The sequence below is a fragment of the Allorhizobium pseudoryzae genome (genome assembly GCF_011046245.1).
Taxonomy (GTDB): Bacteria; Pseudomonadota; Alphaproteobacteria; order Rhizobiales; family Rhizobiaceae; genus Neorhizobium; species Neorhizobium pseudoryzae.
On the sequence record NZ_CP049244.1, the window covers coordinates 49,947 to 76,096 of the forward strand.

The following is a 26,150-nucleotide window of genomic DNA, read 5'->3' on the forward strand; positions in this document are numbered from 1 at the left end:
GTAACAGGACCCTGCAAACACGTTTCGATCGGATCGCCTGAGTGGGACACCAGAACGCACACGACACGGATGGGACGAGCGGCCGATCTCCTGCCGCAGATCCGGTAGCGGATCAGGCGCTCGACTGGTTTGTCCGGCTGCGAAACAGCGAGCCGGGCGCGGCGACGCACGCGGCGTTCCGGGCATGGCTGGCAGAGGATCCCCGGCATGAGGCAGAGTTCCGCAGTCTCGAGACCCTGTGGAACTCCAGGTCTTTCAGCGATGCGGTGAAAACGCTGCCGGTCGATCGGCGCGCGCTGTTGCAGCCGAAGACACGTCGCTGGCCGCTGCACGCCGCAGCGCTTGCGGCTTCGGTCCTGATTGCCGTCGGCGTCTGGCAACATCCGGCGCTTACGATTGCCTTTCAGGCAGACTTTGAGACCGCAACCGGCAGCCAGACCACGGTTCGTCTGCCGGACGGCTCAATGATGATGCTGAACACCGACACGGCCGTGGCGACAGACTTCGAGGGCGGCCGGCGTCACATCCGCCTGCTGCGCGGCGAAGCTTTCTTCGATGTCGTGCATGATCCTGCCCATCCCTTTACCGTCAGCGGTCATTATGGTGAGGTGCAGGTTCTGGGTACGGCCTTCTCTGTCAGAACCGGAGATGACGAGGATCAGGTGGTGCTGGAGCGCGGTCGCGTTCAGGTTCTCTGTCTGTGCGATGGCAAGGGTAAGGGCAGGGGCAAGGCCGAGCTTGTGCCAGGTGAAGCGGTCAGCATCACGGCATCCGCCGTTTCTCCCGTGCGGGCGGCCGACCCCTCGGCCACACTTGCCTGGCGGGAGGGACGCATCATCTTTGAAAACGCCAGCCTCGGCGCCGTTCTTGAAGAACTGCGCCGCTACCATCGCGGGCCCATCGTGGTGGCAGATGAGCGGGTGAACCGACTGGTGGTCACGGGCAATTATCGTCTCGACAATGTCGAGGGGGCGCTGCGGACGCTTGCCGATGCGGCCGGTGTCGGATTCTACCGGATTCCCGGCGGCATTATAATCCTTCGCTAAATCTTCAACTTTTTTTGCCGGTTTGCCAACCGTGCTGCGTCCTTGCTGACAGAAGGGCTGGATGGCGCATGACGCGCATCTGTCCTGGGGTCTTGTTGAGAGGGTTTGGACGAGCATGGTTTCGGGGAAAAATTCACGCGTTGACATGGTTGCTTACGAGCGCCGCCGCCAAAGGACAAATGTGCTTCTGGCGTCCAGCATTCTCGCCTGCATCGCGGGACTTCTGCCGGCTGCCGCCCATGCGCAGGCGCGGACTGTCGCAAGCGCCACCCAAACCGTCAGCTTCCAGATTCCTGCCCAGCCGCTGTCTGCCGCCATCAACACATTCATACGTCAGAGCGGCTGGCAGATCAGCTATTCCTCGGCGCTCGCCGCCGGCAAGACCTCGGCCGCCGTCTCCGGCAGCCTCACGCCGTCGGCGGCGTTGCAGCAGCTTGTGCAGGGCACGGGCATCACGGTGCGGATCAGCGGGCCGGGCTCGGCCGCTCTCGTTGACCCGCAGGCGGCGGATGCCGCAGGCGTTGCGGCGGATGGCGCGACCGTTCTCGATCGGATTCTCGTCACCGGCAATGGTCATGGCGTCGATACCTTCGTCCCATCCCGCTCGCAAGGCGCGCTGAAGACCAACGCTACACTGATCGAAGTGCCGCAATCGGTCTCGGTCGTGGGGCGCAAACAGCTGGACGCGCAGAACGCGCAGAGTGTTTCGGAGGCGCTTCGTTATGTTCCGGGGGTCGCCATCGAAACCTACGGTCCCGACCCCAAGGGGTATGATTGGATCATGATGCGTGGCTTCAATGCCCAGGCCACGAGTTCCTATCTCGATGGCTTGCGGCAGGTGTCCAGCAGCTACAGCTTCTTTCGGACTGATCCTTACGCCTTGGACAGTGTCGAGGTCTTGCGTGGTCCATCCTCGGCCCTTTACGGCCAGAGTGATGCCGGCGGCATTGTCAACAAGACCTCCAAGAAGCCGACGGAAGACGATGTGCGCCAGATCGAGCTTCAGTACGGAAGCCATGATCGCAAGCAGGTCGCCTTCGATGTCGGCGGCGCGGTCAATGAGGACAAGAGCATTCTTTACCGCGTGATCGGTGTCGCCAGAAACGCCAACACCCAGTTCGAATATTCGAACGGGGCCCAAATCGGCGATGACCGGCTGATGATACAGCCTGCCGTAACCTGGAAGCCCGACGAGGACACTACGCTGACGGTGACCGGCCAGGCGCTGAAGGATAAGAGCGGCGGCACGATCATGCTCTTCACGCCGACGAACATTCTCCTTGGCGACCCCAATTTCAACCAGAGCACCCAGGAGCAACAGAGCATCGGCTATGAGTTCGAGCATCGTTTCGACGAGACCTGGACCTTCCGCCAGAACGCGCGCTACGGACATGTTGACTTCACACTCGACAACCTTTTCTTGTCCGGCCTTGGAGCATCGGGCCTCAGTCGTATAGCGCGACATTTCGACGAAAGCTTCGATGCCTTCACGATCGACAATCAGGCCTTGGCCGAATTCGACACGGGAGCGCTCTCACATCAGGCGCTGTTCGGCATCGACTATAGTTGGTCTGATGCTGACGTGCGGCGTTTTCAGGGATTGGCTCCATCGCTGAACCCCTATGCACCTGTCTATGGCGTCACCGTTCCGGCACCCACGGCACCGATGATCAGCTATACGGAACGTTACACCCAGACAGGCATCTACGCCCAGGACCAGATCAAGTTTGGCAATGGCTTCGTCGCAACTCTGGGCGGCCGGTATGACTGGCTTGATCTGGAGACCCACAACCGCCTGACAGGTGCCGATACCAAGATTGATGTCGGCCGCTTTTCCGGTCGTGCTGGCCTCAGCTACGTCTCCTCGGTTGGTATTGCGCCCTATGTCAGCTATTCCCAATCCTTCGTCCCGAACAGCGGGGTGGATGAAAAGGGAAATACCTTCGATCCATCCAACGGTCGGCAGTGGGAAGTCGGGGTGAAATATCAGCCCAGCGACTTCGAGGGGCTCTTCACCATCGCATATTTCGATATCGAGAAGACGAATGTCCTCAACTATCTCTCGAATGGCTTTGCCGTGGCAACGGGCGAGATCGCGTCGCGCGGTCTGGAACTGGAGGGCAAGGTCAGCCTCGGCGGCGGCTGGGATTTTGTCGGTTCCTACACATACACCGATGCGGAGATTACACGCGATGCGACCGGCAATGTCGGGAAACGCCCGATGCTCGTGCCGGAACAGCAGGCCTCGGCCTGGTTGAACTACACGTTCGAGACGGGCTTTTTGGAAGGCGCATCGATCGGGGCCGGGGTTCGTTATGTCGGCAAGGTCTACGGCAACAATGCCAATACCTTTTCAGTGCCCAGCAGGACGCTGGTTGACCTTGGGGCAAGCTACCGGATCAACGAGCATGCGAAGGTCTCCGTGAATGCGACCAACCTGTTCGACAAGAAGTACTTTTCGACCTGCGAGGCCAGCTACTCCTGCTATCAGGGCGATCGACGGAGCGTTATCGGCAAGCTGACCATCGATTTTTAAGATGGGGGAAGGCGCGGCCGCAAGGTCGCGCCTCCACGAATGTCATGTTGAACAGACGCTTTTTCATCACCGGTAGCCTCGCCGCTCTTCTGCCTCCGATGCCGGTTCTGGCCGAGGACGGAAGGCGCATCGCAGCCGTCGATTGGGCTGCCGCCGAGTCTCTTCTTGCCTTGGGGGTCACGCCGCTCGCCGTTGCCGATACCGGCTACTACAACCAACGCATGCCGCAACTCCTGCCCGCCGCGACCCACGACATCGGGCCCTTCTGGGAAGTCAACCTGGAACTGCTGGACAGGCTCCGCCCGGACCTCATTTTCATTGGCGCCGCAAGTCTGTTCATGACCCCGCGCCTGAGCGAGATCGCGCCTGTCGAGGTGGTCGAGGATATGACGGGGGATAAGTCTTACGGGCGGGCGGCAGCCATTCTGCGTCAATGCGGACGTGCTGCGGGCCTTCCGTCCAGTCAGGTCGAGGCGGTCCTGTCCTACATAGAGCAGCGCATGCAAAGCCTTGCCGCCAGCGTTCAGCGAGTGCGCCCGGTTTGCATTTTGCTGCCGGATCAAAGCGGCAGCCGCGCCATGGTCTACGGCAATGGCAGCATGCCCGGGTCCGTGGTCACCCGTCTGGGTCTGCGAAATGCGTGGCAGGGACCGACCAATGCCAATGGTTTCATTCAGGTCGGGCTCGATCAACTGATGGCGCTGGACGATTCCATTTTCATTCAGATCGAGATCCCGTCACTTGCTCCGCAGACGAACAGGGCACTGGGCAATAGCCAGCTCTGGCATCGGCTTCCGGCAGTTCGTGAAGGACGCGTGGTGCGCATGCCCCAGTTCTATCCGTTCGGGGGATGTCTTTCGACGCTTCATCTTGCCGAGGCTTTGGCGCGCGCGCTTCAAGGCCCCATCGGAGCAGGTACACCATGAGCATCACCCTTGCCCGGCGCGGTCTGCCGCGTGGCCTCGTCCTGATCTCCCTGCTGGCCTTCCCGGCCCTGGCTCTTGCCGTGCTGGCCATCGTCCAGGTCAAAGAACCGGCCATACTCTTCTACGCGACCTTGCCGCGCATTGTTGCCGCGCTGGTTTCCGGCTGCCTGCTGGGCTTGGCAGGCGGCGTGTTTCAGAGAACCTTCGACAATCCGCTTGCCGAACCGTCCCTCCTCGGCATCTCCGGAGGTGCGGCACTCTGTCTCGCGGCATCCCTGGTCTTCGCCCCAGTCTTATGGTCCCACGGATATCAGATCGTGGCACTCGCCGGGGCGCTCATCGCGCTTGCGACGGCTTTCGCCGTTGCCTGGGGGCCGCACCTTTCGTCCCAGACACTGGTGCTGGCCGGTGTGATGATGAATCTCTTCTGCAACGCGGCCTATGCCGGCCTTGTTCTTTTCAATCATGATTTTCTCAGCAATCTCCTGACCTGGCAGGCCGGCTCGCTGCAGCAGAGTGGCTGGGGCCCGTCGCTTCGTCTGGCGGTGCTTGCCGCTCTCGCTCTCGGTCCGCTTCTTCTCCTGGAGCGACCGCTACGGCTGCTCTCTCTCGGGGATGGTGCGGCAGCGAGCCTCGGTCTTTCCGTGCGCACGGTGAAGCTGATCCTGCTTCTCATCGCTTCGCTGCTGGCCGCGTCCGTCACAGCAGAGTTCGGGCAGATCGGTCTCGTGGGGCTGGCCGCCCCGGCGCTTGTACGCGCGATCTGGCGCGAGGCCCAGGCGGGACTGGTCCGCTGCGGGCTGACGGGAGCCCTTCTTCTGCTTCTGACCGACCAGGTCATACGTTTGCTCTCCAGTGGGCTTGGCGATCTGCCGGTCGGGGCGGCTGCAGGCCTTCTGGCGGGACCGTTGCTCGTTTTTCTTGCGCGAAGGGCGCCGCTCAACGCGTCGAAGCCGTTCACGCTCGCCTTCGCGGCACGCGGCCATGGGACCGTTCAGCAGCTCATGATTCTGGCCATGCTTCTACTGGCTGCCTTTGCGATCGCGGCAGTCGTGGGACGCGGTCCGGAAGGATGGTCACTGGCGGGGCGGGACGATCTGGCTCTGGTCTGGCGTTGGCGTCTTCCGCCGCTTCTGGCCGCAAGCGGCGCCGGGCTCTGCCTCGCGGTGGCGGGCTTCATCTTGCAGCGCTTGCTGCGCAATCCGCTTGCCAGCCCCGATCTTCTTGGCATCAGCCACGGCGCAGGCCTCGCTCTTGCCGTCGCTTTCGTCATTCTGCCGACGCTCGGGGTTGCAACGAAACTGGCGATCACCTCTCTAGGCGCCATTGCCGCCCTGCTGGTTGTGACACTGCTCGGTCTTCGAGCGCGCTTTGAACCCACGCGCATGCTGCTGCTCGGCGTCGGCCTCGCAAGTATGGCGAACGCCATGCTCGTGATCGCACTTGCCGGCGGCGGACAAAGAGGTGCAGCACTCCTCGGATGGTTTTCCGGCATGACCGCAGGCGTGGATTTCGCAACGTCGGTCGCTGTCTGCCTGGTGGGTTGCGCCGGTCTCCTCGCCTGCCTTTTGCTCCACCGGCAGATGGACCTGATAACGCTGGGCGATGCAGCCTCCACGGGGTTCGGTCTGCGGGTGGCCTTGGTGCGCGGGGCCGGCATTGCTCTCGCCGCGATCCTGACGGCCGCCGGTACCATGGTTGTCGGTCCACTCAGTTTCATCGGCCTGATGGTGCCCCATGCCGCCGCGATCCTGGGTTTTCGCAAGGCAGCAGCGGCAAGCCTTGCCAGCGGTCTCATCGGCGCATTGCTGATGACACTTGCGGAGTGGCTGAGCCGTAATCTCGTCTGGCCCTGGGCGCTGTCGCCGAGCCTGTTGGCCGCCCTCGTCGCCGGACCCTGGTTCCTCTGGCAACTGCGTCGTCAGCAAAGACAGTGAGCAAATAGCCCTGTCGGTGCACACCATTCTATTCCAGCGATAGCAGGAGACATATCCCCATGCCGCTTCCAGCCCCGGTCCCCGCACAGATGGTGCCGAAGTTCTCCTTGCAGGGGATTTCCTTCAGCGTTGCCGGCCGAACGATCCTGCAGCCGCTGGATCTGGATCTTGCGGCGGGCAAAACGATCGGTCTCATCGGACACAACGGTTCAGGCAAATCCACTCTGGTCCGGCTTCTGGCTCGGCAGATCAGGCCCAGCACTGGACACATTCTGTTTGATGGACGCCGGCTGGAAGCTTGGTCGAACCGCGAATTCGCCAGGCACCTTGCTTACCTCCCACAACAGACGCCGGTGCCCGCGGGAACCAGCGTCCGCGAGCTCGTCAAGTTCGGACGCTATCCCTGGCATGGTCCGCTGGGCGCTTTCGGCAGACGGGACGAGGAAAAGGTGGGGGAAGCACTCGACCTCACGCAAACGACCACGCTTGCGGAGCGTTCCGTCGAAACGCTGTCCGGGGGCGAACAGCAGCGCACCTGGATTGCCGCACTCGTCGCCCAGGATACGACATGTCTCCTGCTCGATGAACCCATTTCGGCCCTCGACATCGCACACCAGATCGCGGTGCTCGATCTCGTCCAGACACTCACCAGGGTGAGGGGGCTCTCCATCGTCATGGTTCTCCACGATATCAACATGGCGAGCCGCTACTGCGATGAGATCATTGCGCTGCGGAACGGTCGCCTCATCGCCCGAGGATCGCCACGTGAGGTCATGACGCCCGAACACCTCAAGCGCATCTACGGCGTGGATTTCACCATCCACCAGCCAACAGATGGCGGTCGGCCGTCAGCACTCCTTCGTTGAGCTGCTGGTTAATCGATAGACCCGTCTTGCGGCAGGGGAAACGCATATGGGTCTTGTTCATCGGTCTGGCGGCGGTGCTGTGTGGTGCCGAGAGTTGTCAGGATATGGCCGACTTTGGCCTGTCCAAGCACAAGCTGCTCAAGACCGTCATGCCGCTGCCGTACGGGATTCCGAGCCATGATGTTTTCCCGAATGTTTTCAGGCACCTGGATCCGGTTGCCTTCGAGGAGGTGTTCGCCAGGTTCGCAGCCGCCTTCGCCCAGTCGATCTCCGGCGTCATCGCCATCGACGGCAAGGCGGTGCGCGGCGCCTACAAGCGCGGCGACATGGTCATCGGCCAGCAGCTTGCGCCAAACCGCAACGAGGTCAAGGGCGTGCTCGACGCGCTCGCCTGCCTGTCGCTTGAGGGCTGCATGGTCACCGCCGACGCGCTGCATTGCCGCGCCGACACGGCCAAAGCGATCCTGGCGACCGGCGCCGATTATGCGCTGGCGCTGAAGAGCAACCAGCCGGGACTGCTCAAGCAGGCCGGACATCTCATGGAGGCGGCTGACGATCCCGACCGTGCCGAAACCACGGATCCCAGGCTGCATGACCGGACCGAAACCCGCCGTGCAAGCATCGTCGAGGCGGACGGCATGGACTTCCCCGGCATCAAGGCGGTGGCCCGGCTGGAAAGCATCAGGATCGAGCCGGATGGCCGGCAAACCAGTCATATCCGGCACTTCCTGCTCTCCAGGCAGGTCTCCGCCACAGCCTTCCTGAAGATCGCCAGGGCGCACTGGACGATCGAGAACCAACTGCATTGGGTCCTCGATGTGGCCTTCTGCGAGGATGCGGCGCGAAACCGCAAGGACCATGGGCCGCAAAACCTCTCCACACTCAGAAAACTCGCCCTCAACCTGATCCGCCAACATCCCGACAAGGCATCCATAAGGCGCAAGATCAAGAAGGCCGGATGGGACGATGACTTCCTCATCTCCATGATCGCTCATATGCGATAGCCCTGCATCTTGCGGGGTGTCTAAGATGTTCCATGCCGGGGAAGGGTGAATGGGTGCACGCTGCCGAACTGCTCGACCGGAAACCACGCAACACGCCGCCAACGCCATCATCCCGGTGGTCAGCCTGGCAGCAGTGCAGCTCGGCTTCATGTTCGGCGGTTCTGTCGTGGTGGACACCATTTTTGCGCTGCATGGAGCCGGCTACCTCGCCTGGGAATCGATTGCCCGCAACGATCTGCTGACAATGCAGGCACTCATCCCTGATCTTCGCGATGTTTTATATCACCTTCACCCTCCTGGCCGATGTCTTGAACGCATGACTCGATCCCCGCTTGAGGACTGCCTGACATGACCAACACGTTCCTAACTGTCAGCCCGGGACTTCCCGCGGCCTTGCCCTCTCCATCCCGTCTGCTGGCTCGCAGGGCTCTGAAACATCGCGGCTTCATGATCAGCTTCCTGATGCTGCTGATTGTCGGCCTTGTCGCGTTGTTCGCGCCGCTGCTCGCTCCTTACGACCCGAACAAGCAGGATTTGCTATCGCGGCTTTCACCTCCTGTCGTTCTGGGCGGCGACTGGAAACATCTGCTCGGTACCGATGCCCTGGGACGGGACTACCTGTCGCGACTGATCTATGGGGCTCGTGTCTCCTTGCTGATTGGCTTTACCGCGGCTGTCATCTCCGCCGTGATTGGCACGGTGCTCGGTGTTCTCGGCGGCTATTTCGGTGGCAAAGTCGATACGGTGGTGATGTTCATCGTTTCAGTACGGCTGGCCTTGCCGGCAACGCTGGTGGCGCTGGCTGTGGTGGCGCTGTTCGGAGGATCGTTGACTGTGGTCGTGGCTGTGCTCGGCCTGCTGCTATGGGATCGCTTCGCCATTGTGCTGCGCAGCGCCACCATGCAGGTGCGGCAGATGGACTATATCGCCGCCGCCGAAGTCCTGGATGCCGGTCTGCCGCGCATTCTCGTCAAGGATGTTCTGCCGAATGTGATGAACCAGCTGATCGTCATCATCACGCTCGAAATGGCTCATGCCATCATTCTAAATGTTTAGTCCCGGCATTTGATGGATTGGATTGATCGTGAATCTTTCCGGCTCTGTTGTCCAGATTTTGCATATGAATTCGTATGGTGTGAGACCCCGAAGCGTCTTCAGTCTACGACCGAAATTGTAGGCATCGATAAAGTCGGTCAAATGCCAGGTCGTCGTAATGGAAGCGTTTGACGGTCGCCTCTTTGATGATGCGGTTCATCCGCTCGACCTGACCGTTGATCCAGGGATCACGGGGTTTGGTCAAACGATGGTCGATATCTAGATCAGCGCAAGCTATCTCGAAAGAATGGCAACGAAAGGGGACGTTGTCCTTGCGCATGGCTTTGATGTCATCAGGCGTCCAGCCATCGCCAGTTGGATCGGTGAAATGAGTGCCGTTGTCGGTCAGCACGGTGTGGATTTTGAACGGCACAGCTATAGCCAGCGCACGAAGGAAGTTCCCGGCGAGCCGTCGGGTTGCTTTCTCAACCAATTGGGCGAAGGTGAATTTGGACGTCCGATCAATGGCCACGAAGAGATAAAGCCTGCCTTCCGCCGTATGCACCTCCGCAATGTCAACATGGAAGTAGCCGATCGGATAGCTCTTGAACTTCTTCTTCGGCTCCTTATCGCCTTGGACATCCGGCAGCCGTGAAATGCCAAAATCTCTCGCGTGTTCCATAACACTGATTATCATGCATTTGGGTGTAGTGGCTATTTAGTAGTGCGACAGTTGGGCCAGTTAGAGATGCGACAGCCTCGCCTCTTGATGCACTGGTCAATGTCAACGTCGGGAGCAAGGATGACGACTTCGAGCTTGGTCGAGACCATGAGCGGTCGGAGTCGTCATGTCCTTGTTGATCACCATGTCGCAGAAAGAATTGCATCGCCTCGAAGTCATTCAAAAGATCCGTGACAAGAGGCTTGGCGTTGTCCAGGCAGCCGAGTTGCTCGACCTCAGTCGAAGTCAGGTGCATCGGCTGCTGCGGTCTTACGACCTTGATGGTCCAGCCGGCCTTGTGTCGAAGAAGCGATCTCGACCAAGTAATCGCCGCCACAGTGAGGAATTTCGCAATGCGGCGCTAGACCTGATCCGCGCACGCTATCTGGATTTTGGTCCGACGCTTGCACGCGAGAAGCTGATTGAGCTGCATCGGATCTCGGTATCCAAGGAGACGCTGCGGCAATGGATGACCGAGGCCGACATCTGGGTCTCTCGCCGGGAACGCAAGAAGCGTGTTTTTCAGCCTCGTGGCCGGCGCGACTGCTTTGGTGAGCTGGTTCAGATCGATGGATCGCATCACTGGTGGTTCGAGAACCGCGGCCCCAAATGCGCCCTCCTCGTCTATATCGATGACGCTACAGGAAAGCTTCTACATCTAAGATTTGCTGGGTCGGAGAACACGTTTGACTACCTGCATGCGACGAAGGCTTATCTGCAGCAATGGGGTAAGCCGCTTGCATTCTACAGCGACAAGCATGGTGTTTTCCGGTCGACCAATGCTTCGAAGACGGACAGGACGACCGGTCTGACACAATTCGGTCGCGCGCTTTATGAACTGAACATCGACATCATCTGCGCCAACACGCCTCAGGCTAAAGGCCGGGTCGAGCGAGCCAATCAGACGCTGCAGGACCGCCTGGTGAAAGAGATGCGGCTTCGGGGCATCAGCACAATCGATGTGGCCAATGCCTATGCACCTGAGTTCATTGAAGGCTTCAATAAACGTTTTGGCAAGTTGCCGCGCAATCCGAAGGACATGCATCGGCCTCTCGCTGATCATGAGAACCTGGACGGTGCTATGTGCCGCAAGGAAGTCCGCACCCTGTCGCAGGCTTTGACGCTACGTTACGACAAAGTGCTGTTCATTCTCGATCCGACCGAGATCTCGCGGCCATTGGCCGGGCAGAAGGTCGTCGACTGTGATTACCCGGATGGCAGGCTGGAGATCATGCATCAGAGCTATTCCCTGCCCTACAGAACTTTCGACAAATTACGGTCTGTGCATCGAGCGGAGGTCGTCGACAACAAGCGGCTGGATGGCATGCTGTCGATCGTTGCTGAGATGCAGGCCGGACGCGAACTTGAGCGCAACAAGAGCGGCCCATCCCGGACGGGTCAGAAAGATCATATGTTTGGCATTCGCGACGGTAGCATTGGAAACGCTTATCAGAAGCGCGGCCGCAAGCCCGACCGTCGGACGGATTTCACGAATGATCCGGAAGTTATCGCCAAAAGGCAGAAGGCTATGGCGCGCATGGAGGCCGCAGAATGACGTTAGCCAGCCTCAAAGCTAAAGCCGAAACGGTGCGTCCCACCCGCCCCGATCTGATCTTGCAAGCGGGTCTGCCGCTCAGATCGGGCTGATCGGCAGCGCCAGTGTCGCGTTTCTAACTGGCTGGTGAGCATGTAGGGGCCATTTAGTAATGCGACGTTTGGGCCAGTTAGAGATGCGGCGGCCCCCGCCGCCGGCTCTGATGCTCGACCTGGGTCTAAATATTTTATTCTAAAATTTTCCAATGTTAGGAATTGAAAATTCCTTAATCCTTTGCCACAGTGATCTCTGAGGGTCAGGTGCAGCGCGTTGATCGTTGCGGAGCGGGTTTGATCCTGCGGAGGGCATGGATGGTTCAGCGGCAGCGGAAGTGCAGCGACAGACTGATGGTCTTCGATGTCGGTGGCGTCTTCATCGCGCTTGATGCCGAGAAGCGGCGTGTGGCGCTGGAAGCCGGTGGCCGCTGGCGTGCCGATGCCGCCCCGTGTCAGGACCTTTTGGAGATCAACCGGAAATTCCGTCTCGGTCAAATTGCCGAAGACCCGTATCTGAACGCCGTCTGTGCAATCTATGGCCTGCCGGTCGAGCCTGTGCTGGCGGCGGAAACAGCGCTTCTTGCGGGTGTCCTGGACGAGATGGTGGCCTATGTCCGGGAGCTCCGGTCCCGGTATCGGGTCGTTTGCCTGTCGAACACCCAGGCCCTGCACTGGCGCCATGTCATCGATGAGATGCTGGGGCAGGATCTCTTCGATGCGACCTATCTCTCGCACGAAATGGGCATGGAGAAGCCATCCGATGACATCTACCTGGCCCTGCAACGCCGGGAGGACGTCAGGCCGGAGCAGATCCTCTTCGTCGATGACACGCTGGAGAATGTGAACACCGCCCGTCGTCTCGGTTGGCATGCTATCCACCATGACGACGCAAGGCGAACGATTGCGACCATCGAACACTGGCTGGCGGGGGATGTGCCGCGCCGCGGTTTATCCTGATTGAAAAACGGAGTCTGACGCACTTGGCTCGACTGTCCCTGCGCGGAATCAAGAAACGCTTTAAAACCGTGGATGTGCTGCATGGCATAGACCTGGACGTGAACGACCGCGAACTCATCGTGTTCGTCGGGCCGTCCGGTTGCGGCAAGTCCACCCTGCTCCGCCTGATCGCCGGGCTCGACCCGATCACCGAGGGTGAGTTTCTCTTAAACGATGCGCGGATGAACGACGTGGCTCCCTCGCGGCGCGGCATTGCCATGGTCTTTCAGTCCTACGCGCTTTATCCGCACATGAATGTCTATGAGAACATGGCATTCGGCGCGCGGCTGATGGGCTTGAGCAAGCCGGAAGTCGAGGCGCGCATTGCCGAGGCGACACGCATGCTGCGGTTGGAGGCTCTCCTGGAGCGGAAGCCGCGCGAACTGTCCGGCGGCCAGAGGCAGCGTGTAGCGATCGGCCGGGCTCTGGTCCGGAAACCGCAACTTTTGTTGCTGGACGAACCGCTGTCCAATCTCGACGCAGCACTTCGTTCCGACGTGCGGCTGGAGATCGCTCGCCTGCACCGCGAAATCGGCGGCACGACGATCTACGTGACGCATGACCAGGTCGAAGCGATGACGCTGGCAGACCGCATCGTCGTGATGAATGGCGGGCGGATCGAACAGTTCGGCTCGCCGCGCGAACTCTACGAGACCCCGGCCAATGTCTTCGTCGCCAACTTCATCGGCTCGCCGCGCATGGCGATGCTGAGCGTCGAGCGCGAGGGAAATCGGTTAATGGCGCCGGGCATTGGCGAGGTGTCGCTCACCCGCCTGCCCTCCTCGCCGGAACGCGCGCTGTTGATCGGCGTCAGACCGGATGCCATGGTCATCTCGCCGGATATGGCAGGCGAAGGTTTTGCCGCCGAGGTGGTCTACACCGAGTATCTGGGCGACAGCGCCTATGTCTATGTTCGCCTCGGCGATGGCGCGCCCGTCTCCGTGCGGTGTTCGCCCGATACGCAGTTTGCGCCGGATACGCCGGTGAAGATCGGCATCCATCCGGACAAGATACACTATTTCAGCCCTCAGACATCACAACGGCTTGCCGTGTGATGGGAAATGCCCGTGCATGAAAAACCAAAGAGAGAGGAACACATGAAACGATTTCTATTGGGAGCGGCGTTCGCCTGCGGAGCCCTGATGTCCGCTACTGCCACCTATGCAGCCGAGCTGACCTTCTGGACCTGGCGTCAGGAAGACAAGGCTGAATACGAAAAATTCTTTGCCGATTTTGCCAAGGCGAACCCGGGGATTACCGTCAAGTTCGAAGCCTTCGAGGCGACGAGCTACAACACGGTTCTCTCCACCGCACTGGCCGGCGGCAAGGGGCCTGACCTCATGATGACCCGCACCTATGGCGGCATCGAAAGCCTGGCCGGCGCCGGTTACCTGATGCCGCTCGATGACAAGAAGATCCCGGCGCTCAAAGGTTTTTCCGAAGCAGCCTTGGCCTCCGAGACGATGCGCTCGGACAAGACGCTGTATGCGGTTCCGGCCGCCAGCCAGACCATGCTGGTGATCTACAACACGGAAATCTTCGAGAAGAACGGCATTTCCGAGCCAAAAAGCTGGGACGAGTTCATCGCCGCCTGCGAAAAACTGAAGGCTGCCGGCGTCATGCCGTTTGCCAACGGAACCGCAACGGGCTGGCAGAACGAGACCATCGTGTCGGCGCTGACCTCCTCCATCATGGGCAAGGGTTTCTACGCCGATCTGATGGCCGGCAAGACCGACTTCAACGACAAGCGTTATGTCGAGGCGCTGACACGGCTGAAGGAAATCTCCAAATACTTCCCTGATGGTTTTGTCGGTCTCGATTACGCCTCTGCGCAGCAGCTGTTCACCTCCGGCATGGCTGGAATGTTTGCCGGCGGATCGTTCGAACTTGCCAATTTCGCCAAGCAGAACCCGGCGTTGAAGCTCGGTGTCTTCGCCGCCCCCGGCCTGAAGGCCGAGGATGAGAAGCTGGTCGGCCTGTTCTTCGATTCCGGGTTTGGCGCCAATGCCAAGCCGAAGGATCCGGAGGCAGTGGTCAAATTCCTCAACTACGTGGCCAGCAAGGATTTTGCCCAGGCGTTTGCCAACAAGCTGAACAACGTCTCTGCCGTTCCCGGCGTGACGTTTGAGAGCCCGCTCTTGGCCAAGGTGGCCGAACTCAACAAGAACTCGATCGCCTACATGACGCTCGTGAACTTCCGTTACGGCGAGCCGACCGGCTCCAACCTGATCCAGGCAGGCGTTTCCAAGATGCTGAACGGCCAGGCGACCCCTGCCGAGGTCGGCAAGTCGATGACCGATGGTCTGGCCGCCTGGTACGCGCCGTTCAAGAAGTGATATCGACGGGCCGCTCAAAAAGTTGAGCGGCCCTCCCCCACCGATCGATTGCCGCCAGGGTCGCCTCGATGATAACTGCCAAGCTGACAGGTCGAAGACTGTGGATCGCCGCCCTCGTGGTGCCGCCGCTTGCCTTCATGTGCCTGTTTCTCGTTTATCCGATCCTGTCGGCCTTCGCCTACGCCTTCTATGAATGGCGCGGGCTGGCGCGCGGCGAATTCGTCTGGTTCGCAAATTTCCACCGCGTGCTGTTCGAGTTTCCCTTCTCGGAGCGGACCGTCAACGCGTTCAAGCACAATATCTTCGTGTTCTTCGCCCTGATGGTGCTGCAGAACGGCCTCGGTTTCATCCTCGCCTATTGCCTGTGGCGCGAACTCTGGGGTGCGCGCTTTCACCGAATTGCCGTCTTCCTGCCGGTCGTATTGTCGACCGTCATCGTCGGCCTGCTCTGGAAGCTGTTTTACCATCCGCTGTTCGGCGCGGTAAACGCCACGCTGCGCGGGCTTGGTCTCGGCAGCCTGGCCCAGCCCTGGCTCGGTCAGGATTCCACGGCGCTGACCGCCATCGTCGTCGCCAATGCCTGGCACATGGTCGGCTTTCCGACGCTGGTGTTCCTCGCCGGCATGCAGCGAATCCCGTCCGAGATCCTCGACGCCGTGCGCATGGAAACCGAAAGCGAGTGGGTGAAGATGACCAAGATCGTCTGGCCGCTGGTCGCCCCCTCCGCAACGGTCGTCTTCACGCTTCTGTTCGTCGGTGCCTTCAACTGGTTCGAATTGCCCTTCATCATGGCCGGCGTCGATGGCGCGCCGCATGGCGCAACCGATGTGCTCGGCCTCTATTTCTACCGCACAGCCTTTGGCAGCATGTCGGCATCCGCGGAGAATTTTGGCCCGGGAAGCGCGCTTGCCGTGCTGATCTTCCTGTTCATCGCGGTCGTTTCCAGCGTCATCACCGTCAGGCTGCGCAAGCGGGAGATCCAGCTGTGAGGAAAACAAGCGATACCGGCGGCCTGCGCACGCTGGGCTGGGACGGCCTGATCCAGATCCTTCTGATCGGCAACAGCGTCGTCATGCTGGCGCCCATCGTCATCATGGTCTTCTCCGCCTTTAAGACGAATGCGCAGATCTTTCAGTCGCCGTTTTCGATACCCGATTTCACCCATGTGGCGAGCATTCTGCGGGTCTGGAACGAAACAGATTTCCTGCTCTACATGGGCAATTCGCTGATCGTCACCGCGACGTCCATCGCGCTGATCCTGATCCTCGGCACCATGGCCGCCTATGCCATCGCGCGTTACGAGTTCCGCGGCTCCGGCTTCATTCTTCTCTTCTTCCTGGCAGGGCTCACCCTGCCGCTGAAACTCGCCATCATTCCGCTCTTCATCCAGATGCGGGATTTCGGGCTGATCGACTCGCGCCTGTCGCTGATCTTCATCTACGTGGCAACCGGTCTCCCGACCGCCGTCTTCATCATGACGGGTTTCATCCGCAGCCTGCCGAACGAGCTGGAGGATGCCGCGCGCATGGACGGCGCCAGCGAAGCGCGGATCATGTGGTCGATCATGCTGCCGCTGGTGCGCCCCGCTATGGTGATCGCAGCCATCCAGAACGTCGTCCCCATCTGGAACGACTTCTTTTTCCCGCTGATCTTCATCCAGAACAATGACCTGAAAACCCTGCCACAGGGGCTCACCACCTTCATGGGCGAGTTCGGTACGGATTGGGGCGTGCTGTTTTCCGGGCTGACGCTGTCGGCACTGCCGATCATCATTCTCTATATCGCGCTGTCGCGACAGTTCATCAACGGCATGACGGCCGGTGCGATCAAGTAAGCCGCATCCGGCTCACGACTTGAGGATGGCGACCGCTGCCTCGCTGGCGTGAATGGCATCGTTGGCGCCAGGAAGTTTTGCGATCAAGAGCAGAAAGACCAGATCGCAGATCGCGAGCTGCGCATCGCGCGAGGTGATCGCGGAGGAGCGCACCCGCTCCTCGTCGGCCACCGTATGCAGCTGGATATCGGCGAGCAGGCTGAGGCGGCTGCCATGCAGGCCGGTGAGCGTGATGACCGTCGCGCCGCAGCTGCGGGCCAGTTCCGCAAGCCGGATCGTCTCGTTGTTGCCGCCGGATTGCGAGATCGCGAACAGGACATCACGGCTCTCCAGCGACGCGGCATTGGCCATTTGGACATGCGGGTCACGGTCCATCAGCACCATCAGGCCAAGCTTCAGCAGCTTGTAGGAGAAATCCCGCGCAACGAGAGAGGAGGCGCCGATGCCGGCGAGGTGAATCCGCCGTGCCGAGGCCAATGCCGTCACGGCCTGCATCACCGCCTCTTCCGCGTTCACCTGCATGGTCTGCTGCATGGCAGAGACCTTGCTCGCAACGAGCTTCTGCTGGATGGTGACGAAATTGTCGCCAGCCTCGATCGTGCCGTGGATCATGCCCGAAGGCACGCGCCATTCCTGCGCCTTGGCCTTGGTAACGGCCAGTTTCAGCTGCTGGTATCCGTCATAGCCGATCTTCTGGGAAAACTTGACGACGCTGGACTGGCTGCGGCCGGTCGCCGCCGCAAGTTCGGCAGACGACAGTTCCACCATGCGGTCCGGGTCATCGATGATGAACTGACCGATCTGGCGTTCGGCATCCGTCATGGAATCCAGCTTCGCCTGGATGACCTTCAGAACGGACATGATCCCTCCATGGCTGGAATAAGATATTCGAAATCTAAAAATTATCTGGAATATTATAGCGCCCATTCTATCATTGGTCACCCCCGATTCCTGCTCCGGCAGGCGAGACCCGGAAGGCTTTCCATGGATGAACTGCATATCACCGGCGGCAACAGACTGGATGGCGCAGTCCCGATTGCCGGCGCCAAGAATGCCGCCCTGCCGCAGATCGCCGCCGCTTTGTTGTCACCTCATCCGCTGGAACTGACGAACCTGCCGAAGGTCTCGGATGTCGACAACATGCTGCGGATCATCTCGCTTTACGGTGCGACGGTCGAGAGCCACGCCGGCGGCACGACGATCAATGCCGCGCACGTGGCCCCGGGAGAGGTCGATTACGAAACCGTGCGGAAGATGCGCGCCTCGATCCTGGTGCTCGGGCCTCTGCTCGCACGGTTCGGCTCGGCGCGCGTCTCGCTCCCAGGCGGCTGTGCGATCGGCGCGCGGCCTGTCGACATGCACCTGAAGGTCCTGAGCGCGCTCGGTGCGACCGTCGATGTCGAACGCGGTTATATCGTCGCCTCCACCAATGGTGGTCTGCGCGGCACGCGGATCGTCTTGTCCGGACCGTCCGTCGGTGCCAGCGAGACGGCGCTGATGGCAGCCTGTTACGCCAAGGGAGAAACCGAGATCCTGAACGCTGCCCGCGAGCCGGAGGTGGTCGATCTCGCCGCCTGCCTGACGGCCATGGGCGCAGAGATCGAAGGCGCCGGCACCCACCGACTGCTCGTCAAGGGTAACACCACCTGGCGCGCCGCCAGCCATCACGCCATTCCGGATCGTGTGGAGGCGGGCACCTATGCCGCCGCCGCGATGATCACCGGCGGGCGCATCGAACTCGTCAATGCGCGCATGGAGCATCTCTCTTCGGTGCTGCAGGTCCTGGAAACCATGGGCGCGACGGTCTGGCCCGGCGACCGCGGCGTGGTGATCAATGGCCGCGAGCGGATCAGGCCCGCCGATATCACCACCGAACCCTATCCGGGTTTCCCGACTGACCTGCAGGCGCAGTTCATGGCCATGGCCTGCCTTGCCGATGGCGCCAGCGTGATCCGCGAAACCATCTTCGAAAACCGTTTCATGCATGTTCCGGAACTGTCGCGTCTGGGGGCGGATATCGCGCTGAACGGCGCCGTCGCCCTCGTGCGTGGCAAGCCGGAACTCCGCGGCGCACCGGTGATGGCAACCGATCTGCGGGCCTCCGTCTGCCTGGTGCTGGCCGCGCTTGCCGCCGAAGGCGAAAGCGTCATCAAACGCGTCTATCATCTTGATCGCGGTTATGAGCAGCTGGACCGCAAGCTCGCCCAATGCGGCGCCGACATCCGGCGGGTCTCTGTATGACAATGCCCTCACCTGATAACACGCTCTATCTCGGCATCGATGGCGGCGGAACCGGCTGCCGCGCCCGCATCGTCGATGACGCGGGCAACATTCTCGGACAGGGCTTGTCCGGCCCCGCAACGACCCGGCTGGGCGTCCCCGGTGCCTGGGCCTCCGTTCTGCGCGCCTGGACCGGTGCGGCCGAAGAGGCGGGGCTCGACCCGCTGAACGCGCCGAACGTGATGGCCGGCATCGGCATTGCCGGGCTGACCCGCGCCGGCTCGCGCGAGGAACTGGAAGCCCTGCCCCACCCGTTCGGGCAGATCTGCTTCACCTCGGATGGTGCGGCGGCCTGCCTCGGCGCCCATTCCGGACACGATGGCGGTATCGTCATTGCCGGCACGGGGTCGATCGGCCTTGCGATCGTCGCCGGCCAGGAACTGCGGGCCGGCGGCTACGGTTTCCCGATCTCCGATGAAGGCAGCGGTGCCGATCTGGGCCTCAAGGCCATCCAGGCATCGCTCCGGGCTTTCGACGGGCGGCGGGAGAAGACCGCCCTGCTCAACGAAGTCCTCACGCGTTTCGACCACACGCCGGCGAACATGGTCGGCTGGATGGATCGGGCGACGGCAACGGATTATGCGACCTTCGCACCGCTCGTCCTGCGCCACGCCGACCAGGGAGACTCCGCGGCACGGCAGATCGTCCAATCGGGCGCCGAGCAGATCGATGGGCTCGTGCGCCGCCTGATCGAATACGGTGCCCCGCTGGTCACCCTGCTGGGGGGGCTTTCAGGACCGTTGGAGCCCTGGCTCTCGCCGGACGTCCGTCGGCGACTGAAGCCTGCGGATGGTGATGCAGTCTCCGGCGCGATCATTCTCGCCAGGCGTCTTTCGGCGAGGAGCTGAGTTTGCCATGCCTGCCTCATGTGCTTGCCTTGATTGGAATAATAAATTCCTAATATCGTTGACATCCGGAATATACGATCATAACCTGCCACCACAACCAAGCGAGGATCCATGTCGCACCAGCACCTGATGGCGGAACTTGAGCAGCTGGTTTCGGAGGCCCGCAATCCGAATTCCATGTCGATCGACCTGCTTCCGACGGAAGAAATCCTGAGGGTGATGAACCGCGAGGACGCGCTTGTCCCGGATGCGGTCGCACGGGTCATTCCGCAGATCGCCAAGGCGGTGGACGAGATCGTTCGTGCCTTCCGCAAGGGGGGACGGCTGATCTATATCGGCGCCGGCACCAGCGCGCGGCTCGGCGTTCTCGACGCGTCTGAATGCCCGCCGACCTTTTCCGTGCCGGAAGGCATGGTGGTCGGCCTCATTGCCGGCGGGCCGCGAGCGATCCTGCACGCCGTCGAAGGCGCGGAAGACGATGTCGAGGAAGGCAAACGCAATCTCGAGGAGATCGGGTTGACCGCCAGCGATGTGGTGGTCGGCATCGCGGTCAGCGGCAGGACGCCTTACGTCGTCGGTGCCTTGACCTATGCCCATGCGATCGGCGCGAAGACGGTCTCCCTCACCTGCAACCCGTCCTCGACTTTGGCGGAGATCGCCGACATCGCGATTTCGCCCGTCGTCGGTCCCGAAGTCGTCACAGGCTCGACGCGGCTCAAATCCGGCACGGCGCAGAAGCTGGTGCTGAACATGCTGACGACGGCGAGCATGATCCGCATCGGCAAGACCTACGAGAACCTGATGGTGGATCTGACCATCAGCAACCAGAAACTTCAGGCGCGCGCCGTGCGCATCATCGCCGAGGCCACGGGATGCTCCGCAGACATCGCGGAAAGGCACCTGTCGCTGAGCGGGAACAATGTCAAACTGGCCATCCTGATGATCCTGACCGGTCTCGGCGCCGAGGATGCGGAAGCAGCCCTCGTGCGCCACGACGGGTTCCTCAGAAAGGCGCTCGCCGAGAAAACGCATGTGACGCAAGATAGCTGAGTGCCCGGCCTGCAGAAGCCAAAGGGACCAGCCAACCAGAGGGAGAATGCGCATGAAACCGAAATTTGCCTACAGATGGCTCGCCTGCGCCGCCATTGCCGGAAGTCTGCTGACCGCAACAGCGGCTCCCGGTCTTGCCGCGACCTTGAAGATGGCCTGGGCCCAGGATGCGACGGGCCTTGATCCGCACAAGCAGACCGCCTTCTCGTCCATCCGTCTGCTCGAACTGATCTACGAGCCGCTGGTTCGTCTGGACGGCGACCTGAAGATCGTTCCGGCGCTCGCCAAGGAATGGACCTTCTCCGCGGATGCCAAGACGCTGACCTTCAAGCTGGACCCGGCGGCCAAGTTCCACAATGGCGCCGCCGTCACCTCTGCCGATGTGAAGGCCTCGTTCACACGTATTCTCGACCAGGCCACCGGTGCCGCCGCACGCGCCAACTACGTCTCTATCGCCAGCGTCGACACCCCCGATGACAAGACGGTCGTCTTCAACCTGTCGCAGCCGGATGTGCCGCTCCTGACGGCGATGGGCAGCATCAATGCCGCCATCGTTCCGGCCTCCGAAATTGCCGCCGGCAAGATCGGCACGGCCGCGGTCGGAACGGGTCCGTTCAAGCTGGAATCCTGGGAGCCGAACCAGAAAGAAGTGCTGAAAGCGAATGCCGAGTGGGCAGGCGGCAAGGTGGGTGTCGATGGCATCAACATCAGCGTTCTGCCGGATGAGAACGCGATCCTCGCGGCATTGCGGGCGAAGCAGGTGGATTTCGCCCTGCTGAACGATCCACTCGTCGCAACGCTGGTGCCCAAAGTGGCGGGCCTCACGCTGAACCGCAAGCCGGTTCTTTCCTACCATGTGCTGCAGCTCAATCCGTCGCGCAAGCCGATGACGGAACTCGCTGTGCGCCAGGCGATCTCCTGCGCGATCGACCGGCAGGATATTCTCGATACCGCGCTCCTCGGCGAAGGCCAGATCACCGGCCCGCTGACGATGCCGCTCTACCGCTCGGATCCGAATTCGCTGTTCTGCTACAAGCAGGATCTCGACAAAGCGAAGAAGCTGATGGCCGATGCCGGCTACAAGGACGGGTTTTCCGCGACCGTGATCGCCGCAACCGGCGAGCCGCCAACCGCGGCCTCCGAGGCGCAGGTCATCCAGTCGCAGCTGAAGGAAATCGGCATCAAGCTCGACATCAAGCTGATGGAACTCAACGTCTATGTCGATACCTGGCTGAAGGGTGACTTCGACATGGCCGTTGCGCTGAACGGCGGCCGCGCCGATCCCTACACCATGTACAACCGCTACTGGACCAAGGCCGGCAATCTGCAGAAGGTGTCCAACTTCGCCGACGACACGCTGGACGAACTGATGCAGAAGGGCCGCGTCGAGACCGATGTCGCCAAGCGCAAGGAGATCTTTGCGGCCTTCGACAAGCGTCTCACCGAAATGTCGCCATGGATCTGGCTCTACACCGGCTATTCCTACACGGCACAGCAGCAGAACGTGCAGAACTTCGTGGCGACACCGGATGGCTCCCTCTTTGGCCTCTCGAAAGTCACCCTGAAGTAATGAAGGCGTAAGGCGGATGATCCGATGAATTACCTGCTCCGGCGTCTCATCACATTTCCTCTTGTGATGCTCGGCGTCTCCATCCTGGTGTTCGTCGCCATCCGCCTGGTGCCCGGCGATTCCATCACCGCCATGCTGGGCACCGAAGCCGGTCTGCTGACACCGGACCAGCGGCAGGCCCTGGCGGCCTATTTCGGCCTCGACCAGAGCTGGCTCGTCCAGTACGGTCGCTGGCTGACCGGCGTCGTTTCAGGCGATCTCGGACTGTCCGTTACCTACGGCAAGCCGGTGCTCGAGGTCATCCTGCAGCGGTTTCCCCTGACGCTCGAGCTCGCCTGCCTGTCGGTGGCGATCGCCATTGGATTCGGGCTGCCGCTCGGTGTCTTCGCAGCGACCCGCAACGGCCGCGGTTCCGATCTCGGCGTGCGCATCTTCGCGATGATGGGACAATCCACGCCGAGCTTCGTGGTCGGCCTCGGCATGATCTACATCCTGTCGGCGGGGTTCGGCATCCTTCCCGCCATGGGACAATACGTCTCCTTCAGCCAGGACCCGATCGGCAATATCGGCCAGCTTCTCCTGCCGGCGCTGACACTCGGCCTTTCCTTCACCGCCTCGGTCACCCGGATCGCCCGCTCGGCCATGCTGGATGTGTTGAGCGACGATTATGTGCGCACCGCGCGCAGCAAGGGCGTGCCCGCACGCAAGGTCATCTGGCGCCACGCGCTGCCGAATGCACTCATTCCGGTCGTCACGCTCTGCGGCGTGGAATTCGGCTATCTGCTGGGCGGCGCGGTCCTGGTCGAGCAGATCTTCGCCCTGCCCGGCGTCGGTCGCATGACGCTGGAGGCCATCCAGCAGCGCGATTATGCGCTTGTGCAGGGTGCCGTTCTGTTCGTCGCGCTGAACTTCATGATCGTCAATCTTGTCGTGGATCTCGCCTACGTGTTGCTGGACCCGCGCATCCGCCTGGGAAGTCGATCATGAATTCGGTGTTTCGAGGGCTCCTGCGCCATCTGAGCGGCAGGATCGGTGCCTTTATCGTGCTCGCTTATATTCTCATTGCCATTGCCGCCTGGCTGGGGCTCACGCCTTACGACCCGCTTCAGCAGTTTCGGATCGAACGACTTCAGGGACCGAGCGCCACCCACTGGATGGGGACCGACATGTTCGGTCGCGACGTGTTGAGCCGGTTGATGATCGGGATCGGCCAGTCCTTCTTCGTTGCGTTTCTGTCCGTCGGCATCGCTACCGTCGCCGGCACGATCCTTGGTCTCACGGCGGCCTGGGTGGGCCGCCTGTGGGACGGGTTCGTGATGCGGCTGATGGATGTGCTGCTGGCCTTTCCGGCGATCCTGCTCGCGCTTCTGTTCATCACGGTCGTCGGCCCCGGCACCTCAACCAGCATCCTCGCGATCGCCTTCGTCTACACGCCCATCTTCACGCGTGTCGTGCGCGGACCGGCGCTGTCGATCAAGGCCCGGGATTTCGTCGATGCGGCCCGCACCTTCGGCAGCTCGACATCCTACATCCTGTCGCGCCACCTTATGCTCAATCTCGTGGCACCGCTGACGGTACAGATCACGCTGGCGCTGGCCTGGTCGCTGCTGACGGAATCCGGCCTCAGTTTCTTGGGCCTTGGCACCCAGCCGCCCGATTCCTCGCTCGGCCTGATGCTCTCCGACAGCATCAACCTGATGGAGATGGCGCCCTGGCTGCTGATCTTCCCGGGCCTGACCGTCATGCTCGGTATCCTCGGCTTCAACCTCTTGGGAGACGCCATGCGCGATCTGCTCGATCCCCGCATGCAGAGGACGGTTGCATGACACGGCTGCTCTCCGTTCAAAACCTCAGCGTCGGCTTCGGACGTGGACAGGCGATCAAGCCAGTCGTGCACGGTGTCAGCTTCGAGCTCGCCGCCGGCGAAACCCTGGCGATTGTCGGCGAAAGCGGTTCTGGCAAATCCGTCACCGCTCTATCGATCAACCGGCTGATCGATTACGGTGGCGGTCGGATCACCGGTGGCCGCATTGATTTTTCGTTGCCGGATGGCCGGACGGTGGATCTGGCCGCTCTCGACGCGCCGGAGATGGAGCGCATCCGGGGGCCGGAAATCGGCATGATCTTCCAGGAGCCGATGACCTCGCTTAATCCGGTGGTCACGATCGGCAAACAGATCGAGGAAGTGTTTCGCCTGCAGGGCAAGGATGGAGCCCAGGCCCGCGCGGAAACCCTGCGCGCGCTCGACCGGATCCGCATTCCCGATGCGGCGCGGCGCCTTGGTTATTACCCGCATCAACTCTCGGGCGGCATGCTGCAGCGGGTGATGATCGCCATGGCGCTGGCCGCCTCGCCTCGCCTTCTCATTGCCGACGAACCGACCACGGCGCTGGATGTCAGCGTGCAGGCGCAGATCATGGCGCTGTTGACCGAGCTTCAGCGGGAGACGGGCACGGGGCTCATCTTCATCACCCACGATCTCGGCCTCGTTGCCGGCATTGCCGACCGCATGCTGGTGATGCAGTCCGGGCAGGTGGTCGAACAGAGCACGGCCAACCAGATCCTGGACCGCCCAACGCATGCCTACACCCAGCATCTGCTGAAGGCCGTGCCGCACTTCGCCAACGGTCGCGCCGTGCGCGACGACAGCCCGCGGACACAGACGGACGGTGACGCCGCCTGCCTCACGGTCGAGGGGCTGACCGTGCGCTTTCCCGCGACCGCCGGGCTGATGCGTCGCTCCATCGGCGCGATTCATGCGGTCGAGTCCGTCAATTTCGACATTCGTCCGGGTGAAACGCTCGCTGTCGTCGGCGAAAGCGGGTCGGGCAAATCGACTACGGCCCGGGCACTGCTCGGCCTGGTCAGACCCGCACGCGGCACGTTCCAGGCGCACACTGGCGACGGTACGGAAACACAAAAGCCGATGCAGATGGTGTTCCAGAACCCCTATGCCTCGCTCAATCCGCGGCTGAATGTGGAAAGCCTGCTGGCTGAACCGGTGTTGGCTGCGGGCAGACGCCTGGACCGTGAGATCCGCGCGCGCATGACATCGCTTCTCACGCGGGTCGGCCTGCCGGCGGAAAGCCTCACCCGCTATCCGCACGAGTTTTCCGGCGGTCAGCGCCAACGGCTCTGCATTGCCCGGGCTTTGATGCTGGATCCCACTATTCTCGTCCTGGATGAAGCCGTGTCCGCGCTCGATGTCTCCGTGCAGGCCCGTGTGCTCGACCTGCTGATTGACCTGCAGCGAGAACACCATCTCGCCTATCTCTTCGTGTCGCATGATATGGCGGTGGTGGAGAGGATCGCCCATCGTGTTGCGGTGCTTTACGCTGGCCAGATCGTCGAGATCGGTAACGCGGGCTCCGTCTTGTCGAATCCCCAGCACCCTTATACGAAAAAGCTGATCGCGGCGGTGCCGACGATGGAGCGCCGGCAGCAGAGTTTCGCACTCAACACCGACGCAGTGCCAACCCTTCTGCGGCCGAACGGTTTCGAGCCGCCGCCATCGCTGTGGACGGATGTCGGCGAGGATCATCGTGTGAGGATTGACGCCGTTGCCACATGCTGAA

The 26,150-nt window shown here is 61.5% G+C and carries 19 protein-coding genes and 4 pseudogenes; 21 read left to right on the forward strand and 2 right to left on the reverse strand.

Features of this window, described 5'->3' with window-relative positions; genetic code table 11:
* Nucleotides 1-41: 41 nt before the first annotated feature.
* From G6N78_RS19270 to G6N78_RS19305, 8 genes and pseudogenes are all read left to right on the forward strand, one after another.
* Nucleotides 42-1,046: a FecR family protein gene (locus G6N78_RS19270; RefSeq protein WP_165222643.1), complete on the forward strand. Its 1,005-nt coding sequence runs from the start codon at nucleotides 42-44 to the stop codon at nucleotides 1,044-1,046.
* Nucleotides 1,047-1,191: 145 nt separating this feature from the next.
* Nucleotides 1,192-3,582: a TonB-dependent siderophore receptor gene (locus G6N78_RS19275; RefSeq protein ID WP_234906042.1), complete on the forward strand. Its 2,391-nt coding sequence runs from the start codon at nucleotides 1,192-1,194 to the stop codon at nucleotides 3,580-3,582.
* A 98-nt stretch (nucleotides 3,583-3,680) separates the two neighbouring features.
* Nucleotides 3,681-4,508, forward strand: coding sequence for an ABC transporter substrate-binding protein (locus tag G6N78_RS19280; protein WP_234906043.1), 828 nt, complete (start codon nucleotides 3,681-3,683; stop codon nucleotides 4,506-4,508).
* A complete protein-coding gene (gene fhuB, locus G6N78_RS19285; protein ID WP_165222649.1) occupies nucleotides 4,505-6,445 on the forward strand; it encodes a Fe(3+)-hydroxamate ABC transporter permease FhuB in 1,941 nt (646 codons plus the stop codon). The genes G6N78_RS19280 and fhuB overlap by 4 nt, the downstream gene beginning before the upstream one ends.
* Before the next feature lie 59 nt (nucleotides 6,446-6,504).
* A complete protein-coding gene (locus tag G6N78_RS19290) occupies nucleotides 6,505-7,311 on the forward strand; it encodes an ABC transporter ATP-binding protein (RefSeq protein ID WP_165222651.1) in 807 nt (268 codons plus the stop codon).
* A gap of 50 nt (nucleotides 7,312-7,361) precedes the next feature.
* A pseudogene (locus G6N78_RS19295) lies at nucleotides 7,362-8,315 on the forward strand (ISAs1 family transposase); the annotation flags it as partial.
* Nucleotides 8,316-8,415: 100 nt separating this feature from the next.
* Nucleotides 8,416-8,635 (forward strand): annotated as a pseudogene (locus G6N78_RS19300) (ABC transporter permease subunit); the annotation flags it as partial.
* A 28-nt stretch (nucleotides 8,636-8,663) separates the two neighbouring features.
* Nucleotides 8,664-9,362, forward strand: a pseudogene (locus G6N78_RS19305) (ABC transporter permease); the annotation flags it as partial.
* Here the strand turns inward: G6N78_RS19305 and G6N78_RS19310 are convergent.
* A pseudogene (locus tag G6N78_RS19310) lies at nucleotides 9,360-10,011 on the reverse strand (DDE-type integrase/transposase/recombinase); the annotation flags it as partial. The pseudogenes G6N78_RS19305 and G6N78_RS19310 sit on opposite strands and share 3 nt — an antisense overlap.
* A gap of 187 nt (nucleotides 10,012-10,198) precedes the next feature.
* On the opposite strand from G6N78_RS19310, the gene G6N78_RS19315 reads away from it, so the two are divergent.
* From G6N78_RS19315 to G6N78_RS19340, 6 genes are all read left to right on the forward strand, one after another.
* Nucleotides 10,199-11,626 carry an ISNCY family transposase gene (locus G6N78_RS19315; RefSeq protein WP_165222657.1) on the forward strand — a complete coding sequence of 476 codons (1,428 nt, stop codon included), beginning with the start codon at nucleotides 10,199-10,201 and terminating at the stop codon, nucleotides 11,624-11,626.
* A 350-nt stretch (nucleotides 11,627-11,976) separates the two neighbouring features.
* Nucleotides 11,977-12,618, forward strand: a complete 642-nt coding sequence (locus tag G6N78_RS19320; protein WP_165222660.1) for an HAD family hydrolase — start codon at nucleotides 11,977-11,979, stop codon at nucleotides 12,616-12,618.
* 23 nt (nucleotides 12,619-12,641) lie between these two features.
* A complete protein-coding gene (locus G6N78_RS19325; RefSeq protein ID WP_165222663.1) occupies nucleotides 12,642-13,712 on the forward strand; it encodes an ABC transporter ATP-binding protein in 1,071 nt (356 codons plus the stop codon).
* Between the two features lie 87 nt (nucleotides 13,713-13,799).
* Nucleotides 13,800-14,993 (forward strand): extracellular solute-binding protein, encoded by a 1,194-nt coding sequence (locus G6N78_RS19330; RefSeq protein ID WP_234906044.1) that lies wholly within the window; start codon nucleotides 13,800-13,802, stop codon nucleotides 14,991-14,993.
* 68 nt (nucleotides 14,994-15,061) lie between these two features.
* Nucleotides 15,062-15,982 carry a carbohydrate ABC transporter permease gene (locus G6N78_RS19335; protein ID WP_165222669.1) on the forward strand — a complete coding sequence of 307 codons (921 nt, stop codon included), beginning with the start codon at nucleotides 15,062-15,064 and terminating at the stop codon, nucleotides 15,980-15,982.
* The gene (locus G6N78_RS19340) at nucleotides 15,979-16,827 is read left to right on the forward strand and encodes a carbohydrate ABC transporter permease (RefSeq protein WP_234906045.1); all 849 of its coding nucleotides are present in this window, start codon (nucleotides 15,979-15,981) and stop codon (nucleotides 16,825-16,827) included. Before G6N78_RS19335 ends, G6N78_RS19340 begins: the two co-directional genes overlap by 4 nt.
* A 12-nt stretch (nucleotides 16,828-16,839) precedes the next feature.
* Here the strand turns inward: G6N78_RS19340 and G6N78_RS19345 are convergent, their stop codons facing one another.
* Complete coding sequence (locus G6N78_RS19345; protein WP_165222672.1) at nucleotides 16,840-17,688, reverse strand: MurR/RpiR family transcriptional regulator; 849 nt, start codon at nucleotides 17,686-17,688, stop codon at nucleotides 16,840-16,842.
* A 123-nt stretch (nucleotides 17,689-17,811) separates the two neighbouring features.
* Between G6N78_RS19345 and murA the strand changes: the two genes are divergently transcribed.
* The 7 genes from murA to G6N78_RS19380 all read left to right on the forward strand — a co-directional run bounded on the left by murA (nucleotide 17,812) and on the right by G6N78_RS19380 (nucleotide 26,149).
* The gene (murA, locus tag G6N78_RS19350; RefSeq protein WP_165222675.1) at nucleotides 17,812-19,068 is read left to right on the forward strand and encodes a UDP-N-acetylglucosamine 1-carboxyvinyltransferase; all 1,257 of its coding nucleotides are present in this window, start codon (nucleotides 17,812-17,814) and stop codon (nucleotides 19,066-19,068) included.
* 2 nt (nucleotides 19,069-19,070) lie between these two features.
* Complete coding sequence (locus G6N78_RS19355; RefSeq protein ID WP_165222678.1) at nucleotides 19,071-19,955, forward strand: glucosamine kinase nucleotide-binding domain-containing protein; 885 nt, start codon at nucleotides 19,071-19,073, stop codon at nucleotides 19,953-19,955.
* A gap of 111 nt (nucleotides 19,956-20,066) precedes the next feature.
* A complete protein-coding gene (gene murQ / locus G6N78_RS19360) occupies nucleotides 20,067-21,005 on the forward strand; it encodes an N-acetylmuramic acid 6-phosphate etherase (RefSeq protein WP_165222681.1) in 939 nt (312 codons plus the stop codon).
* A gap of 52 nt (nucleotides 21,006-21,057) precedes the next feature.
* Entirely contained in the window at nucleotides 21,058-22,575 is a 1,518-nt protein-coding gene (locus G6N78_RS19365) for an ABC transporter substrate-binding protein (RefSeq protein WP_165222684.1), read from the forward strand.
* A 24-nt stretch (nucleotides 22,576-22,599) separates the two neighbouring features.
* Entirely contained in the window at nucleotides 22,600-23,562 is a 963-nt protein-coding gene (locus tag G6N78_RS19370; RefSeq protein ID WP_165222687.1) for an ABC transporter permease, read from the forward strand.
* Nucleotides 23,559-24,401 carry an ABC transporter permease gene (locus tag G6N78_RS19375; RefSeq protein WP_165222690.1) on the forward strand — a complete coding sequence of 281 codons (843 nt, stop codon included), beginning with the start codon at nucleotides 23,559-23,561 and terminating at the stop codon, nucleotides 24,399-24,401. The genes G6N78_RS19370 and G6N78_RS19375 overlap by 4 nt, the downstream gene beginning before the upstream one ends.
* Nucleotides 24,398-26,149: an ABC transporter ATP-binding protein gene (locus G6N78_RS19380; RefSeq protein ID WP_165222693.1), complete on the forward strand. Its 1,752-nt coding sequence runs from the start codon at nucleotides 24,398-24,400 to the stop codon at nucleotides 26,147-26,149. The genes G6N78_RS19375 and G6N78_RS19380 overlap by 4 nt, the downstream gene beginning before the upstream one ends.
* Nucleotide 26,150 lies beyond the last annotated feature (1 nt).